This is a genomic window from Pantoea sp. C2G6 (assembly GCF_051336815.1).
GTDB lineage: Bacteria > Pseudomonadota > Gammaproteobacteria > Enterobacterales > Enterobacteriaceae > Pantoea.
Genome location: NZ_JBGMNJ010000001.1, coordinates 271,644 through 286,132, shown reverse-complemented (window position 1 = coordinate 286,132; position 14,489 = coordinate 271,644). Strand labels below are relative to the sequence as shown.

At 56.5% G+C, this 14,489-nt stretch carries 14 protein-coding genes and 1 tRNA gene; 6 read left to right on the top strand and 9 right to left on the bottom strand.

Annotation, left to right across the window (positions count from 1 at the left end; all coding sequences use genetic code 11):
• Nucleotides 1-98: 98 nt before the first annotated feature.
• On the top strand, nucleotides 99-1,223 hold the full coding sequence (gene mdoC, locus ACCW71_RS01335; protein ID WP_436369100.1) for a glucans biosynthesis protein MdoC: 1,125 nt from the start codon (nucleotides 99-101) through the stop codon (nucleotides 1,221-1,223).
• Nucleotides 1,224-1,309: 86 nt separating this feature from the next.
• Here mdoC and ACCW71_RS01330 read toward each other — a convergent pair whose 3' ends face one another.
• Nucleotides 1,310-2,770, bottom strand: coding sequence for a phospholipase D-like domain-containing protein (locus ACCW71_RS01330; RefSeq protein ID WP_436369099.1), 1,461 nt, complete (start codon nucleotides 2,768-2,770; stop codon nucleotides 1,310-1,312).
• 156 nt (nucleotides 2,771-2,926) lie between these two features.
• On the opposite strand from ACCW71_RS01330, the gene ACCW71_RS01325 reads away from it, so the two are divergent.
• On the top strand, nucleotides 2,927-4,090 hold the full coding sequence (locus ACCW71_RS01325; RefSeq protein WP_436369097.1) for a beta-glucosidase: 1,164 nt from the start codon (nucleotides 2,927-2,929) through the stop codon (nucleotides 4,088-4,090).
• On the opposite strand, the gene ACCW71_RS01320 is transcribed toward ACCW71_RS01325, so the two are convergent.
• The 6 genes from ACCW71_RS01320 to ACCW71_RS01295 form a co-directional block, all read right to left on the bottom strand.
• Entirely contained in the window at nucleotides 4,078-4,251 is a 174-nt protein-coding gene (locus ACCW71_RS01320; protein WP_436369096.1) for a hypothetical protein, read from the bottom strand. The genes ACCW71_RS01325 and ACCW71_RS01320 overlap by 13 nt on opposite strands.
• 39 nt (nucleotides 4,252-4,290) lie before the next feature.
• Nucleotides 4,291-4,434, bottom strand: coding sequence for a hypothetical protein (locus tag ACCW71_RS01315; RefSeq protein WP_436369094.1), 144 nt, complete (start codon nucleotides 4,432-4,434; stop codon nucleotides 4,291-4,293).
• A gap of 160 nt (nucleotides 4,435-4,594) precedes the next feature.
• Nucleotides 4,595-5,977 carry an efflux transporter outer membrane subunit gene (locus ACCW71_RS01310; protein ID WP_436369700.1) on the bottom strand — a complete coding sequence of 461 codons (1,383 nt, stop codon included), beginning with the start codon at nucleotides 5,975-5,977 and terminating at the stop codon, nucleotides 4,595-4,597.
• Entirely contained in the window at nucleotides 5,977-7,071 is a 1,095-nt protein-coding gene (locus tag ACCW71_RS01305; RefSeq protein WP_436369093.1) for an HlyD family secretion protein, read from the bottom strand. Before ACCW71_RS01305 ends, ACCW71_RS01310 begins: the two co-directional genes overlap by 1 nt.
• The gene (locus ACCW71_RS01300; RefSeq protein ID WP_436369091.1) at nucleotides 7,068-8,753 is read right to left on the bottom strand and encodes an MFS transporter; all 1,686 of its coding nucleotides are present in this window, start codon (nucleotides 8,751-8,753) and stop codon (nucleotides 7,068-7,070) included. Before ACCW71_RS01300 ends, ACCW71_RS01305 begins: the two co-directional genes overlap by 4 nt.
• A 3-nt stretch (nucleotides 8,754-8,756) precedes the next feature.
• Complete coding sequence (locus ACCW71_RS01295; protein ID WP_436369090.1) at nucleotides 8,757-9,188, bottom strand: MarR family winged helix-turn-helix transcriptional regulator; 432 nt, start codon at nucleotides 9,186-9,188, stop codon at nucleotides 8,757-8,759.
• Between the two features lie 561 nt (nucleotides 9,189-9,749).
• On the opposite strand from ACCW71_RS01295, the gene ACCW71_RS01290 reads away from it, so the two are divergent.
• Together ACCW71_RS01290 and ACCW71_RS01285 are read left to right on the top strand one after the other, a co-directional pair.
• Complete coding sequence (locus ACCW71_RS01290; RefSeq protein WP_436369089.1) at nucleotides 9,750-10,010, top strand: biofilm/acid-resistance regulator YmgB/AriR; 261 nt, start codon at nucleotides 9,750-9,752, stop codon at nucleotides 10,008-10,010.
• A gap of 139 nt (nucleotides 10,011-10,149) precedes the next feature.
• Nucleotides 10,150-11,655 carry a SulP family inorganic anion transporter gene (locus ACCW71_RS01285; protein ID WP_436369088.1) on the top strand — a complete coding sequence of 502 codons (1,506 nt, stop codon included), beginning with the start codon at nucleotides 10,150-10,152 and terminating at the stop codon, nucleotides 11,653-11,655.
• A gap of 38 nt (nucleotides 11,656-11,693) precedes the next feature.
• Here ACCW71_RS01285 and ACCW71_RS01280 read toward each other — a convergent pair whose 3' ends face one another.
• Nucleotides 11,694-11,891, bottom strand: a complete 198-nt coding sequence (locus ACCW71_RS01280) for a DUF6404 family protein (RefSeq protein WP_436369086.1) — start codon at nucleotides 11,889-11,891, stop codon at nucleotides 11,694-11,696.
• A gap of 542 nt (nucleotides 11,892-12,433) precedes the next feature.
• Nucleotides 12,434-12,508: transfer RNA gene (locus tag ACCW71_RS01275), tRNA-OTHER, on the bottom strand.
• 399 nt (nucleotides 12,509-12,907) lie between these two features.
• Between ACCW71_RS01275 and ACCW71_RS01270 the strand changes: the two genes are divergently transcribed.
• Together ACCW71_RS01270 and ACCW71_RS01265 are read left to right on the top strand one after the other, a co-directional pair.
• Nucleotides 12,908-13,144, top strand: a complete 237-nt coding sequence (locus ACCW71_RS01270; RefSeq protein ID WP_436369085.1) for a hypothetical protein — start codon at nucleotides 12,908-12,910, stop codon at nucleotides 13,142-13,144.
• 596 nt (nucleotides 13,145-13,740) lie between these two features.
• Nucleotides 13,741-14,433, top strand: a complete 693-nt coding sequence (locus tag ACCW71_RS01265) for a hypothetical protein (protein ID WP_436369084.1) — start codon at nucleotides 13,741-13,743, stop codon at nucleotides 14,431-14,433.
• The last annotated feature ends 56 nt before the right edge of the window (nucleotides 14,434-14,489 follow it).

Genomic DNA, 14,489 nt, shown 5'->3' with positions numbered 1-14,489 from the left:
ACTGATAGTATACCTTGTTTATCACAGGTAGAATTTTACCCGAGCATAATCCGGTTTCAGGGTGAAACCGGTCGAACGTACTAACGAACTGGAACTTTATGAGTACAGCAAAACCTGAACGTGAATATTTCCTCGACTCCATCCGGGCGTATCTGATGTTACTGGGGGTGCCGTTTCACGTCTCCCTCATCTACTCCACGCAGAAATGGGCGGTTAACAGTCACGACGCCTCGTTATGGCTGACGCTGTTCAACGATTTTATTCATGCGTTTCGTATGCAGGTCTTTTTTGTCATTTCGGGTTACTTCTCCTACATGCTCTATCTGCGCTATCAGCCACGCCGCTTCCTGAAGGTGCGGCTGGAGCGCGTCGGTATCCCGCTGCTGACCGCCATACCGCTGATTACGCTGCCGCAATTTTTCATGCTGAAAGCCTGGACAGACAAGCTGGCGGAGTGGCCCCGCTTTACGCCTTATCAGAAGTTCAACAACCTGATGTGGGAGCTGATTTCTCACCTCTGGTTCCTGGTGGTGCTGGTGATGCTGACCACGCTGGGCATGGTGACGTTTCGCTGGCTGCGCGATCGGCAGCGCACCCTCGACTATTCGCGCATCGGCTGGGGGTCGCTGGGGGCTGGCGTGCTGACGTGGGCGTTACTCTGGTGTCTGTTCCGCCGGCTGGTGTTTATTTTCCAGCCCAACTGGCTGATGGATGGCCTGTTTAACATCATCGTGATGCAGACGCTCTTCTACCTGCCATTCTTTATGCTGGGAGCGCTGGCGTGGAAGCATCCGGCGCTGAAGCAGCTGTTTGTTCGCTTCAGTCCGGTGATGTGGCTGGGAGCGCTGCTGCTGTTTATCGCCTACTGTGCTAATCAGCGGCTGAGCAGCGGCGATGGCTGGCTTTACGAGCTGGATGCGATCATTTCGACGCTGATGGGGCTCTGCATGCTCAACGTCTGCTTCTGCTTTGGGCACAAATTGCTGAACGCCCATTCGCCGCGCATCATGTATCTGGTCAATGCGTCACTGTTTATCTATCTGGTGCACCATCCGCTGACGCTGCTGTATGGTATCTACGTCACCCCGCGCATCGAAAACAATACGCTGGGCTTCTTTGTCGGCCTGCTGATGGTCTTTGGCATCGCGTTTCTGCTGTATGAGATCCATCTGCGCATCCCGCTGCTGCGCTTCCTGTTCTCCGGCAAACCTGAGCGCAAATAGCGCGCAGCGGGCAGGAGGCCTGCGCTGAACCTCGCCTTAAAGGCGTAGGTTTGGAGCAGGCTTCCTGAGCCTGAGCCGTGTTCAGCTTACAGCAGCCACTCAATCGGCAGCCGCCACACCAGCCGCACCTGCAAGCGTTGCCACCAGGAGCAGCCCGGCTCGTGCTTGTGCACAATCTGCTGCGGCTCACCCGGATACTCCAGCCAGTTGACCCGTCCCCACTTATCCAGCCGCAGCGTCCAGGCGCGATCGCGCATCGACTGGCTGAAACGCTGGTGCGTCTCACCGGCCAGCGCCTCACTCTCAATCACCAGCCCCATCTCGGTATTCAGCACCGCTGAACGGGGATCGAAATTGAATGACCCGATAAACAGCGTGCGCTGATCAACCGAAAAGGTTTTGGCATGCAGACTGGAGCCGGAGTTACCGGTTAATCCGCGATCGTGCGGCGCATCCTGAAGCCCCGCCTGCGGTTTCAGCTCATACAGCGCGATACCGTGACGCAGCAGCTTTTTGCGCCATTTGGCGTAGCCGGCATGCACAATCGAGACATCATTGGCCGCCAGTGAGTTGGTCAGAATGGCAATTTTTACCCCATTGCGCTTGAGTGACAGCAGCTGGGCAACGCCCGCCCGGGTCGGCACAAAATAGGCGGAGATGATGTCGAACTGCTGTTGGGGGGTGCCAATCACCTCCAGCATACGCTGTGGCAGCAGGCTTCGGGCGCGCGCTTTGCCCAGACCTTTACGCGGATCGTCGCTCAGCAGCCGCGCTTTAGCCCAGATCAGCGACAGCGTGCCCTGCTCCAGCTCCTGTAACAGCGAGGCGTGTTTAAGCCGTTGCAGATAGCGCTGCACCGGCTCACTGTCACGCCACTCTTCCGGCAGACTGACGCTCTCTTCCGTGGGTTCATCCTCATCCAGCACCTTCTGTAGCGGCGACACCGGCTTACTGTTCCAGTAACGCTCAAAGTCCTCCGCCACCTCTCTGACTACCGGACCTGTCGCCATCACATCGAGATCGGCAAACAGCGGCTCATTGCCGGTGCCGAAATATTCGTCGCCAATGTTGCGTCCGCCGACCAGAGTGGTGACGCCATCCACGGTAAAACTTTTGTTGTGCATACGGCGATTAAGACGGGCAAAGTCGGTGAGATAGCCGAGGGCACGCAGGGTGCGAAACGAGAAGGGATTAAACAGCCGCACCTGGATATTGGGATGGCGATTGAGCTGAGCCAGGGTGTCGTCCAGCCCTGGCGTATTGTTGTCATCCAGCAGCAGCCGTACCTTAACCCCGCGCCGGGCGGCCTCCAGCATCGCGCTGAACAGCAGCCGGCCAGAGAGATCGTTCTGCCAGATATAGTACTGAATATCGAGCGAACGCTCCGCTTTCTGCATCAGCAGATAGCGGGCGGCAAAGGCGTCCAGTCCGTCACTCAGCGTATGGATGCCGCTCAGTCCCGGATGACGCAGACACAGCGGCTCCAGCTGCGCGGCCAGCCAGCTGGAGGGTTTGGATTGCGGGCAAAGCTCAAACGCTTCGGTCATGACAATTCCCTGTAAAATGCACTTATTTTTATTATTCCCCCGCCCGGCGCCTGAGGCTATACCCGGGTTGCTATCGGGTAAAACGGTCGCGAGCGTTTTTTAGTCTAGACTTAACCGGACGATCTGTGGCCGGCATCAACCCGGCAGGAGAGGAATATGCCCCAGCAACCCCTTACAGACGCTCGCCAGCGCCACCATCCCCGCCTGTTCCGCAGCTTTTTTCAGGGCAGCTTCCCCTGCTCCACCGCCTGTCGCACCCCCGGAAAGCGGCTCGACATGGTGATCAGCAGCGGGCATGACATGCTGCTGGAAAAAGATTACGCCGCACTGGCTGAACAGCATCTGCTGACCGCCCGCGACGGCGCCCGCTGGCATCTGATTGAGAAAGTGCCGAACCACTACGACTGGCAGAGCTTTCTGCCGATGGTGGAAGCGGCGCGACGTCAGCAGCTGGAGATTATCTGGGAGCTGGCCCACTTTGGGTATCCCGATCATCTTAATATCTGGAAGGCAGAATTTGTCGACCATTTTAGTCGCTTCGCCCGCGCGATGGCACAACTGATGCACGATCAGGGCATTAAACGCCCCTTCTTTACCCCGGTGAATCAGATCTCATTCTGGTCATGGGCCGGGGCGGACGTCGCCTGGTTTAATCCCCACGCCGCGCAGCGCGGCAAAGAGCTGAAGCGCCAGCTGGTGCGCGCCTCGCTGGCGGCTATCCATGCGATTCGCGAGGTCTACCCGGACGCGCGTTTTGTCCTCACCGATCCGCTGGTGCAGATCGCCCATCATCCCGACAATCCCGACAGCAAGCCGATTGCTGACGTTCAGCATCAGGCGCAGTTTGAAGCCTGGGATATGCTGGCGGGTCGCGTCGACCGGGAGCTGGGCGGCAGTGAGGATTGCCTGGATATTCTCGGCCTCAACTACTATCCCGATAACCACTGGTTTTTCCCCGACCGGCCGATGTCACAACAGGACCCGGCGCGCCTGCCGCTGCATATTCTGCTGGCGCAGTGCTGGCAGCGCTACCAGCGGCCGATGCTGATTGCTGAAACCGGGGCTGAAGGCGAGGCGCGCGCGCCCTGGTTGCAGGAGGTGGCGGAAAATGTGGCGGTGGCGCTCGATCAGGGCATTGCGGTGGAGGGGATTTCGCTCTATCCGGTGGTGGAATATCCCGCCTGGGCTGACGATCGGCGTTCACCGGGACCGCTGCTGGGTCTGGCCGATCCCAACGGCAACCGTAACCTGCATGAGGCACTGGCGCTGGTGTTACGCAGTCAGCAGATCAAATTTAACACCCGCGATCAGACGTGCTGAGCCGGCGGTTTTTTGGGGTGGCAGGATTGAACATCCAGTGAAGGATCGGTGGGATGGCGCACATCGGTCAGCCAGGTCATGGTAAACAGGAAGGTCACCCCTATCAGGCAGGCGGCCAGCAAGCCGATAATTGCGATTAATTTGTCATCTCTGGATTCCATCGCCCTCTCCCTTTTAACCCATCGCGTCATCACTGCGTGTCAGCTCATCCAGAGCGTGATCACCAGCACGAAGATTATAAGTGTTACCGAGGTCACCGCAAGCACCACTATCGCAAAGTGCGCGTCGTCAAGTGACTGGCGCATCGGCTCGTCGTGATCGTCGGGTGGCAAAGGTAACAACATGACTCTCCTGAAAACAGCGTCGGCCCGCCGGAAGCGTGCGGTAAGGGGAGTGTAATAGAAAACCGGGGTATCGTCCGGTTCTTTCGCCTGGCGAATTATAGCGCTAGTCGCCGGACCGATCGCCACCACCGAGACTCTGACGGCGGCTGGCTCGGCCCGGTCAGTCAGGGGTGGCGGGAGACCAGCCACCGCCCAGCGCGCGATAGAGATCGATCTGCGCCAGCAGCAGGTTGTTTTTAACCGCGACCCGGTTCAGCTGGGTCGAAAACAGGGTGCGCTGGGCATCCAGTTCATCAAGATAGGAGGCGTAGCCGTTCTGATAGCGATTGCGGGCGATGCGCAACGCTTCCGTCACATAGCTCTCCTGCTTCTCCAGCTCCTGAAGCTGCGCCTCACGCTGGCGGATGGCGTCCACCGCATCATTGACCTCGGAGAACGCGTTGCGTACCACTTTTTCATAACCGTAAAGCGCCTGATTACGTGTCGCCATCGAAACGTCAACCTGGGCGGTGAGCGCTTCGCGGTTAAGCAGCGGGGCCAGAATGCTGCCGCCGACGCTCCACAGGCGGAACGGATTATCCGCTAACTGGTGCAATACCGAACTTTGCAGGGTGCCGGTGGCGGTCAGGTTGAGCGCGGGCAGCAGTTTCGCCCGCGCCGACGCCAGGCTGGCATCGGCGGCCAGCAGCAGACGCTGCGCCTGAACAATATCGGGACGGCGGTTAAGCAGCTGAGAAGGCAGCAGTGACGGCATCTGCTGCGGGGAGATCTGGTCAAACTGCGCGCGACGGGCAATCTGGCGCGGATTCATCCCCACCAGGATGCTTAACGCATTCTCCTGCTGGGTAATCTGGTGCTGCAACTGCGGCATCTGTGCGCGGGCGGACTGATACTCCGAGGCGGCCTGCATCCACTCCAGCCTGGAGCTGTAGCCGGTTTCAAACTGACGCTGCGCCAGCTTCAGCGAATTGTTGCGGGTCGCCAGTGTCGCCTCCGTCACCCGCAGCTGCTCATCCAGCGCACAGAGATTGAGATAGCCGGAGGCGACCGAGCTGGCGATGGTCAGTTCCGCGGCGGAGGCGGCCGCCTGCTGCGCCGCGAGCGTCGCCTGCGCCGCGGTGATGCTGCTGCTGCGCGCCCCCCAGAGATCGACATCATAGTTAGCGCGTAACAGCCCCTGAAAAACATCGGTTTCATAGGGCTGGCCGGTGACAGAGGAGAGCGTGCGCTCGCGGGTCGCCGCCACACCGGCGCTCAGCGTCGGGAACTCATCTCCCTGCGCCGCTCGCAGCTGGGCGCGGTACTGATCCACCCGCGAGCGCGCCGTCAGAATATCGGGATTATTGCGCAGCGCCTGCGTCACCAGCCGGTTGAGATAGTCATCGTGGAACGCCCGCCACCACTCCGCTTCCGGCGGCGCGGCGGGGCCGACCGTGCCGCGCCACGCGCCAGGGATCGGCAGTGAGGCCGGCGCCTTTTCAACCTGGGTGGCGCAGCCTGTGAGCGTCAGCAACAGCGCAGTGACCAGCAAGCCGCGCCGCATCATGGTGCCCCCTCGCCCGCCGGTTGCGCCGCGGTATCAATGCTCACCTCGACTGACATGCCGGGCCGCAGCAGAGACATATCCTGCTCATGGAGGCGGATACGCACCGGGATGCGCTGCGCGATTTTGACAAAGTTACCGGTGGCGTTGTCGGGTGAAATTGCGCTGAACTCCGAGCCGGCGGCCGGCGAGATAAATTCAACCTCACCCTGGAAGCGTCGGCCATCCAGCGCATCGACCTGAATCGTCACCGGCAGACCAGGGCGAATGTGCGCCAGCTGGGTCTCTTTCAGGTTGGCGATAATCCATTTTTTATTCGGCACCACTGAAGTGAGCCGCGTTCCGGCCGTGACATAGGCCCCGGTGCGCACCGACAGCTGGCCAAGCTGACCGTCGTCGGGTGCGGTAATCCGGGTGTTGGCCAGATCGATCTCCGCCAGTTCCAGCGCGGCTCTGGCGCTGGCCACGTCGCCCTCCAGCGCGCCGCGATTGACGATAACCGTTTGCAGATTCTGCTGTGAGACGGCGATCTGCGCGGTGGCCTGGCGCACCTGCGCCTGCGCCTGGGCGTTCGCCGCCCGGGCAGCGTCACGTTCGCGTACCGACAGCGATCCATCGGCCGTCAGGCTCTCAACCCGCTTCAGATCAAAGCCGCTTTTCAGCGCCTGCGCTTTGGCATTTTCCAGCGCCGCTTTGTTGCTCTGAATGGTCGCCTCCGCGCTGCGGCGCTGTTGCAGGTTGTTGCTCAGCGCCGCCTGTTTCATCGCCAGCTGCGCCTGCGCCTGATGTAGCCGCTGCCGGTAGATGCGATCGTCAATCGTCATCAGCAGTTGGCCTTTTTTCACCGGCTGGAGGTCGATGACCTGGACCGAGGTGAGATAGCCGCTGACCTGCGGACTGATAAAGGTCACCTGGCCGCGCACATAGGCATTTTCAGTGCTCTGCACAGCGCTGGTAAAAGGCCACAGCTGCCAGGCGTAAAGAATAACCAGTACGCCAATCACCACAATCCCGCTGCCCGCGGCGATCGAAAGGATCCGGCGACGGTTCGCGCGGTCGCGCTCTGCCGCCTGAAGCTCATCCTGCTGACTCATTGTTTCTCCGTTGATTCCTGTAATTCGGCCAGTTGCTGCTGCTCGCGCAGATTAAATCGGGCCTGACGCCACTCCAGATAACGCCGCCGGGTTAACCGCCAGATCACCCACATCAGCGTCACCAGTGCCAGCCCGGCGGTTAACAGATAGGTATCGTTATAGGCGAGTACGTTAGCCTGTAATGTCGCCACGGTTTGTAGCTGGCTGCTGCTTTGCGCGCTACGCAGAACGTCATCGCCCACCAGCGAGTTAAACAGCGCATTATACTGGCTGAGACGCTCGGTGACGTTGGGATCAAGCAAGGAGAGCTGATCGCCCAGCAGGCTGGAGTGATATTTTTCGCGCCAGACCTGAAAAGTGCCGAGGATGGCGGAGCCGATCAGCCCGCCCAGGTTCTGACTCATGCCAAACAGCACGACAAAACTGACCAGATTTTTCGGCTGCGTCACTACGCTGCCGATACCCATCAGCATCGCGGGAGCCATAAAAAAGGCGCTGCTGAAGCCAAGCAAAAACTGGCTGAAATACATTTCGGGGCCACGGGTCAGCGGACTGGATTGCGCATCCATCAGCGAGGCGATAATCATCACCACCAGCGAGGTGACAATCGGCCAGTTAAGATGATTCGGCTTGATGGTCAGGGCGCTGGCGGCGATGCCAACGATCACCCCGGCAATGATCGCCAGCGCCAGGCCGCGCATCTGATCGTTCTGCAAACCGATCTGTTGCAGAAAGCCGACCGCGCCGGTGTTCTGTTCCGCCAGCACAATACGGATCATGATCATCACAATCCCCAGCCGCACCATCATGCCGCTACTGAGCCAGCGGGTGTTAATCAGCGGGTTGCGCCGGTTATGCTCAATCACGATGGCCGTGACAATCAGCGTCAGGGCGATGGCGGTGCAGATGCCGAGCCAGGGGGTGGTGAACCACCACTCAATGCGCCCCAGCGAAAGCACGCCACACAACAGCGCCATGCCCGGCGCCAGCAGCATAAAGGTGACGAAATCCATTTTCTCAAAGGTTTTAATCCGATCGCCGGGCGGCAGTTTCACCAGCAACACCCCGCCCAGCGCAATCAGCGCCAGACCGAGTTCAAACAGATAGAGACCGCGCCACTCGTTGAGTTGCAGCAGTTCGGAGGAGAAGAGCCGGGCCAGCGGAATAGCCAGCTGCGACACTGTCAGACCAATCACCAGCGCCTTGAGGCGGTGTTTCGCGGGCCAGGCCTGCACCTGATAGTAGATGCCAAGCGAACTGAGCGCGGCGGCCACCATGCCATGCGCCGTGCGCACAATGATCGCGGAACTGAGATCGTTGGCGAACAGGTGGAAAAAGGCCACCAGCACATAGAGCACCAGAAACGCCTCGGTAAAGGCGCGCAGGCCAAACTGCTGACGGAATTTCACCAGCAGCAGGTTGATGGAGATGTTCCCCATCACATAGACCGCCGGCAGCCAGGCGATCTCATTCGACCAGGCACCAAAGGTGCCCTGTAAATTGACCAGATTGGCGGTGACCAGCGCGTTACTCAGCGCACCGGTCAGCGAAATCAGCAGCCCGATCAGGCCAAAGGCGAGCCGTTTCGGCATCGGATGCAGCGGCGTCGACGGCGATCCCGGCAGCATCGGTTTTTCGTGCGGTAACCACTCGCGCGCGGCGTAGGGATTTCGCTTTGCCACCCTTTACATGCTTCCCATGCGACTCAGCAGCTGTTGCAGCACCCGCTCGGTAACGGCCAGATCCTGCGGATCAATATCTGACAGCATCTGCGCGCGCAGCGCGTCTGCCTGGGTTTTCACTTTGGCAAAGGCTTCATTGCCTTTATCGGTTAACACCAGATGACGCTTGCGCCGATCTTCCGGGGGCTGGACCCGCGACAGCAGAGACTGTTTTACCAGTCGATCGACCAGCGGCACCATGCTGGCGTCTTCCAGACCCATTTGCTGAGCCAGCTCGGTCTGCGTCATGGGCTCGGGTTCACTGGCAATCAGGCCGATGGCCATCCAGCTGCTGGTGCTCAGGCCGCTGTCTTTGAGATGACGATCGACCGCCAGTCGCCAGGCGTGCGCGGTCAGATGCAGTAAATGGGTAAAAGTGCGTTTATGCTGTAACAAAGGTTAGCGGCCTAATAGTGAGAGATCTAATTAAATGAGAGCGTTATTATACGCAAAGTGAAACGCTAATGAAAAGCGCCCGATCTGTTAATAATTAGTAGATCACAGCAGAATGTCCAGAGGCCATCTCCCGACGTCCGCCAGCCTGAAAGCGGCAACCGAAAACGGGAAAGATCTGCGCCGCGATCCTGTCAGCGGCATCGAGGTGCTGCCGCTGGCAGAAACAGTAACCTGTACAAATTCTCTGTATCGTTTTTGCGTCGGATTAGTCTGCGTAAGTGGTTGTTAAACAGTAAATAGCACGTTTTGTTAAGGTAACTGATTGTACAGATCCGGTTTCATTGTATAACTTTATTGCCACGAGTTGTCATGCGACTCTGTAACGAATGATGCACTTGCGTCGCCTCTGAAGGTGTCAGTGGATTTCCACCTTCAGAGGTCATTTTTTCCCGCTTTAATTTTGATGACGGTCCCTTCGCATCTGTCCATGCGAAGGCTTTTTTGACCTCTTTTTTGTCCTGACATCCGACACGGAATCGGGCTGTTTTGAAGGGCTGACACATGCAAAATACACTTCCTCAGACCGATAAAGAAATTGCGGATTACTTTAACGATGCCGCTAATAAACCGGCCAGCGATATGGAGATGCTCGGCATTATCGTCGCAGAAATTCTGCAATCGGGCATGCCGGTGAACAACAAGGCGATTATTTCGAAACTGATCCACCGGCTGGAGCTGGAAAGCGACAGGATGTCACTGGAGATCTATCGTCAGCTGCTTGAACGAGTGGTCTGCAAAACCCCGGACGATTTCTCGCTCTAACCGCGACGCCAGGGAAGGCGTCTGCCGCTTTAGTCTGGTATCTTCGTCACACCCCCGGTAATATCTGCCCCTCGCTGTTTATCCTGATCGTCTCGCCTTTCGCGCGAGAGCAAAACAACCAAAGAGCCTGCAATCTTTTATGACTCAAACTAACGATGTTACCGCACCCCCTGTTGTGGCGGCGGATATCAGCGTGGGGCGTGTTCTGCGCTCACCGGCGCTGCTGACCCGCGAATGCCTGGCCGGTGTCATTACCGCGCTGGCGCTGATCCCTGAAGTGATCTCCTTTTCCGTTATTGCTGGCGTCGACCCGAAAGTGAGCCTGATCGCATCCGTGGTGCTCTGCCTGACCTTATCGATTCTGGGCGGTCGTCCGGCGATGGTCACCGCGGCGGCTGGTTCCGTGGCGCTGGTTATCGGTCCGATGGTCCATCTGCATGGTGTCGAATATATTCTGCCGGCGGTGGTGATGGGCGGCGTGATTCAGATCCTGTTTGGCGTCGCCGGGCTGGCGCGCATGATGCGCTATATTCCGCGCTCGGTGATGCTGGGATTTGTTAATGCGCTGGGCGTGCTGATTTTCTTTGCGCAGGTGCCGCACGTCTGGGGGCAATCCTCGCTGGTGTGGATCTTCTTTGCGGTGACGCTGGCTATCGTCCTGCTCCTGCCGCGCCTGCTGAAAAGCGTTCCCTCGCCGCTGGTCGCCATTGTGGTGGTCACTGCCGTGGCGCTGCTGATGGGCTACCGGATGCCGAACGTCGGCGATGAAGGCCCGATGAGTGCGGGTCTGCCCGGCTTTAACAGCCTGCTGGTGCCGCTGAACCTGCAAACCCTGCAAATCATCTGGCCTACCGCGTTGAGCATCGCATTTGTCGGACTGATGGAGTCGCTGCTGACCGCCAAGCTGGTTGACGATCTGACCGATACCCCTTCAAGTAAGCGCCGCGAATCCTGGGGATTGGGTGTGGCCAATATCCTGGCGGGTTTTTATGGTGGGATCGCCGGTTGCGCGATGATTGGTCAGACTATCGTCAACGTTGAGCTGGGCCGGGCGCGTAGCCGGGTTTCCACCGTGGCTGCCGGTCTGGTGCTGCTGTTGCTGGTGACCGGACTGAGCCAGATTATGGCGCAGATCCCGATGGTGGTACTGGCGGGGATTATGATGGTGGTGGCGGTAAAAACCGTGAACTGGCACAGCCTCCAGCCCGCTACGCTGAAACGGATGCCCTGGTCGGAAACGCTGATTATGGTGCTGACGGTCGCCGTGACGGTCTGGACCGGGAATCTGGCGCTGGGCGTGCTGGCGGGGGTGATCCTCGCGATGCTGCTGTTTGCCCGTCGAATTGCGCATGTTATTCATGCAGAGCGCCAGCTGAGTGAAGAGGGTGAATCGGTGCGTTATGTAGTGCGCGGACCGCTGTTTTTCGCCAGCAGCAACGATCTGTTTGAGCATTTCGATTATGCCCATGACCCAAAAAAGGTGATCATCGATTTAACGCACGCGCAGATCTGGGATGCCTCCAGCGTCGCGGCGCTGGATGGCATTGAATATCGCTATCAGCGTTACGGCGCGGAGGTGACCATTGAGGGACTGGATCTCCGCAGCACAGATTTTCATCGCCGCTTAACCGGCAATTTCGGCTAAGTGTCGGCGTTCTGCTGCCGCCTGGGCAGCAGAACCCTTCAGGCTTGTTGCCGCCGCGCTTTGTAGCGGGCCACCATCGTCATCAGCGCCTGGTAGATTAAACCGGCGTAGAGACTCATCAGCACTGCCAGACCGGGCTCTTTGCCCTGCTGCTGCCATGACATAAACCACATGAACACGCCCCAAAGCAAAGAGAATACCAGCCAGCCGCGGACGAACTTCATTATGCCATTCATATTCACTCCTCTTAGATGATGCGCTACCTTAGCCGGGTTGGCGCTGAAACGCATGGTCATCACGCCGGGGTTGAGAGCTGCCTCATATAATCGTCAGCAATTTACGCTGGTTGACACAATTTTTATCCGCTTCAGACGCTTTTACGCGGGTTATCTATACTTTCTGTTCCGCTTACCCGTTCAGGAATTTATGATGAAATCCACTGTACGCCTGTTGTCAGCCCTGGCTCTGCTTGCCACCCTCACCGCCTGTGCTCCGCCTCCGCCCGGCAGAGATGCCCCGCCACCCCCACCGCCAGGCGGACAACAGCCGATGGGGGCACCCGCGGTCAGCGGGCCGGTCGGGCAACCGCACGCCTGATACGACAGCCAGCCTGGGTATCGGGCTGGCTCTCCTGCTTTGTGGCGTCTGGCGATAAACCGGGGTTGCAGCGTTGTCGTCGCTGTGCTGCGGGAACCTGCGCAAAGTCAGAGTGGCGTGGGCCGTATAATGAGTGAGGGATCAGCTGCTATTGCGGGAAACATATTATTTTAACTGCGGATGGACCGGGCAGCAGGAGTTGAACCCGCATCGTCAACCCTCAGGGGTTGCAGTAATGCCTTTATACCATGCCCGAACATTGTGCCGACGCTGGCTGGCGTCTGATTATGGTGCCAGATTTTACGCTGTCAGCTGATCTGCTGCGTGACAGTCCGGTATCAAATCCCACCATTCACCGGCGACGCTTTCCGCCCCCCTTCAAACCAGACTCTCCGGGTCTGCCTTTCGGGACATCAATGCGCCCTTTCGCGGTTTTGTTTGATCTGAAGCTGGCCTGTCTGAACAAGGGTAGTGCCGCCGGGTTACCAGGCAAGCGCAAGCGGTAGTTATTTTTTAAAAACGTGAATGACCTGAGAAATAACCGGGTATCTCTTACAGCAGTGAATTATTGAACTAACCTTAAGCCCCAGGCGACCGGTACATTTACCGCCAATAATTTGCAGAGGTTATCACTATGCCGTCAGGACAATTTTATGTGATTGATCAACCCGAGCTGAATTTCACGGCCCATTACCGTATCGATACGGTCAATGACAAACCCTTTGATTCGCGAATGGTGCTGGAGATTCAGAAGCAGTCGCAGCCAGTTGATGCGCTAGGGACGATCGGCGTCGGACATGAGGTGACCTTTGTCTCCTCCAGTGGTGAAGCCCACCCGATGTATCTGGTCAGTGACACGGACGATCAACTGGTGTTCAGCTCACGCGGCTGACAGGCTTTTGCGGTTAAAGCGAGAGGCGATTCTGGAGGAGGATTGCAGACACAAAAAAACCGCCCTTGGGCGGTTACGGCATTACTGCATATTGTTTTGATTATATTTGCTTTTCTTTGGAAGAAACAGGGTACCCAAAGCGGGATCTGAACCCGCACGCCTTTACGATCGAGGCATTTTAATTAAGATACTGAACACTTATAAAATAATATTAGCTGATTTTCTCATAATATGAGCATTAAAATGACCACAACTATTTCAATAGGTTAGAGATATTTTTTAGGGCATGTTGTGAAGGTTTTTCAGATCATCGGTCGGTATAGTTCCCTGATAGCTATCAGTTGCCAGACAACGTCCCCTATAACTGCACCCGTGACATCGGGCAGTTAATTAGCAAATTCGTTAATCATAACGTCTCCGGTTCAAAGAGGCTTAAAAAATAAAGCCTCCGGTTGTCATGATGAATTTTCTCACCAAAACTTCGGAATATATTCCAGATTAATTTGATCAAACGCATTACCAAATCATATGCCTGTTTACATAAAAATATGCACCCTTTACTTTGTTGGTTCATATATAACCAAAAGGATAGGGTTATGCCATATAACAAAGAAGTTATAACTTACCTACAGTCAAACAACATTTTAGCTAAAAAACTAGACCATGCGTTTTCTGATGTTAATGATGCAGTATCGAATCAGATTAAAAACATCGGCGCAGGCGTACGGCGTGCAGTTTGTTACACATCATGTTTTACTGAAGCATACCAGGAGGTTTGTCAGCAACAAAAAAAAGAGGATATACGATTTATCAAAGGAGCCTCTAAAGTTTTAAGTCATGAAGATATTATTATTGAAATGCTTAAAATATATTTTGAAGCAGTATTCAGAAATAAAAATAATAATCAGATAGACCGCATCAAAAAATCGTTGATAGGGATGAACATACACATAGGAGCCAGTAATCTCACTCAGCACGGTTTTGTTTTAGCAGTTACGGCGGCTGTTGCTATTGGCATGAAACTGAGTCTTGATATGAGCACACTGGTTGGCCGCAAGGCTGGTACTGCTGTTGCCATTGCTGGAATGTATGGGGTAGTTCAGAAAGCGGCAGATTGCGCTAACCGGTTAAGTTATGCCCTGCCTGCATATTATGCAGCTTTATACGCCAATGATCTGGAAATGATGTATTTCTTGCTTGATCCTTTATTTGATAGATCGGGGGCGCTCAGGGAGCCATACCCTTCTGATAGTGAAATCATAAAAATAATTACTAAAATGATCCAGTGATTAGATGATGAAAAATTTTACATTCAATTTTTTCAGAAGAGCCTTTAAATCAATGA